The organism is Mesorhizobium sp. RCAM 05104 (assembly GCF_059683645.1).
In genome coordinates this window covers 4,645,001-4,647,500 of record NZ_CM185033.1, presented here as the reverse complement: position 1 = coordinate 4,647,500, position 2,500 = coordinate 4,645,001, and the positions used below count along the sequence as shown (strand labels likewise).

2 rRNA genes (both cut by a window edge) are annotated in these 2,500 nt (G+C 53.7%); both read right to left on the bottom strand.

Annotated elements, in window-relative coordinates:
* Positions 1–109 (bottom strand): 5S ribosomal RNA (gene rrf / locus AC56QP_RS22785) (it extends 6 nt beyond the left edge of the window).
* Between the two features lie 154 nt (positions 110–263).
* Positions 264–2,500 (bottom strand): 23S ribosomal RNA (locus AC56QP_RS22780) (it continues 573 nt past the right edge of the window).

The following is a 2,500-nucleotide window of genomic DNA, read 5'->3' as shown; positions in this document are numbered from 1 at the left end:
CAGCGACCTACTCTCCCGCGTCTTGAGACGAAGTACCATCAGCGCTGGAGCGTTTCACGGCCGAGTTCGGAATGGGATCGGGTGCAGCCGCTCCGCCATAACCACCAGGTCGGCAAAACGCACGTTATTCGAGAAGCTTTTTGAGCGAAGAGCGATGAGGGAGTAGCCAATAGGGAGATCCTATCCGGGTGCTCTCTCGGAGCTGTTCGCTGGTCTTGTTGTGCCATCCATCTGACTTTGTCAGATGGGCATAAGGAATGAGAACGATCAAGCCGATCGAACTATTAGTACCGGTAAGCTTCAAGCGTTGCCGCTCTTCCACACCCGGCCTATCAACGTGGTCGTCTTCCACGGTTCTCAGGGAATACTCGTTTTAAGGTGGGTTTCCCGCTTAGATGCCTTCAGCGGTTATCCCGTCCGGATATAGCTACCCTGCTATGCGGCTGGCGCCACAACAGGTCCACCAGAGATCCGTCCATCCCGGTCCTCTCGTACTAGGGACAGATCCTTTCAATATTCCTACACCCACGGCAGATAGGGACCGAACTGTCTCACGACGTTCTGAACCCAACTCACGTACCGCTTTAAATGGCGAACAGCCATACCCTTGGGACCTGCTCCAGCCCCAGGATGCGATGAGTCGACATCGAGGTGCCAAACAACCCCGTCGATATGGACTCTTGGGGGTCATCAGCCTGTTATCCCCGGCGTACCTTTTATCCGTTGAGCGATGGCCCTTCCACGCGGGACCACCGGATCACTATGACCGACTTTCGTCTCTGCTCGACTTGTCAGTCTCGCAGTCAGGCAGGCTTATGCCATTGCACTCAGCGAACGATTTCCGACCGTTCTGAGCCCACCATCGCGCGCCTCCGTTACTCTTTAGGAGGCGACCGCCCCAGTCAAACTACCCACCATACATTGTCCCGGACCCGGATAACGGGCCGCGGTTAGACATCCATAGTAATAAGGGTGGTATTTCAAGGGTGGCTCCACCTGAGCTGGCGCCCAGGTTTCAAAGCCTACCACCTATCCTACACATGCCACTACGAATGCCAATGTAAAGCTATAGTAAAGGTGCACGGGGTCTTTCCGTCTAACCGCAGGAACCCCGCATCTTCACGGGGAATTCAATTTCACTGAGTCTATGCTGGAGACAGCGGGGAAGTCGTTACGCCATTCGTGCAGGTCGGAACTTACCCGACAAGGAATTTCGCTACCTTAGGACCGTTATAGTTACGGCCGCCGTTTACTGGGGCTTCGATTCAGAGCTTGCACCCCTCCTCTTAACCTTCCAGCACCGGGCAGGCGTCAGACCCTATACGTCGTCTTGCGACTTCGCAGAGCCCTGTGTTTTTGATAAACAGTCGCTACCCCCTGGTCTGTGCCACCCTCCTCTACTTGCGTAGAAAAGGGTCACGCTTCTTCCGAAGTTACGCGTGCAATTTGCCGAGTTCCTTCAGCATAGTTCTCTCAAGCGCCTTGGTATACTCTACCAGACCACCAGTGTCGGTTTCGGGTACGGTTTATAAGGAGGAGCTATTTCCTGGAACCACGCAGCAGCCCGTTCAATCCGATAAGATTGGACTACCTCAATGATCCGTCACTACCTCCAAGCCCACGAATATTAACGTGGTTCCCATCGACTACGCGTTTCCGCCTCGTCTTAGGGGCCGGCTAACCCTGCTCAGATTAGCTTTAAGCAGGAACCCTTGGTCTTTCGGCGGGGGAGTCTCTCACTCCCCTTACGTTACTCATGTCAGCATTCGCACTTCTGATACCTCCACCACCCCTCACGGGTATGGCTTCATCAGCTTACAGAACGCTCCGCTACCGCTTGGCCCTTGCGGACCAAACCCTAAGCTTCGGTGTATGGCTTTAGCCCCGTTACATTTTCGGCGCAAAGACCCTTATTTAGACCAGTGAGCTGTTACGCTTTCTTTAAATGATGGCTGCTTCTAAGCCAACATCCTGGTTGTTTTGGGATCCTCACATCCTTTCCCACTTAGCCATAACTTGGGGACCTTAGCTGTAGGTCAGGGTTGTTTCCCTTTTCACGACGGACGTTAGCACCCGCCGTGTGTCTGCCGACTAGTACTCCCAGGTATTCGGAGTTTGGTTAGGTTTGGTAATCCGGTGAGGACCCCTAGCCCATCCAGTGCTCTACCCCCTGGGGTATTCGGTCGACGCTCTACCTAAATAGATTTCGCGGAGAACCAGCTATTTCCGAGTTTGATTGGCCTTTCACCCCTAGCCACAAGTCATCCCGAACTATTGCAACAGTTATGGGTTCGGTCCTCCAGTAAGTGTTACCTTACCTTCAACCTGCTCATGGCTAGATCACTCGGTTTCGGGTCTAATGCGACGAACTGAACGCCCTATTCAGACTCGCTTTCGCTGCGCCTACACCTAGCGGTTTAAGCTTGCTCGTCACACTAAGTCGCTGACCCATTATACAAAAGGTACGTGGTCACCCAGGACGAACCTTGGGCTTCCACTG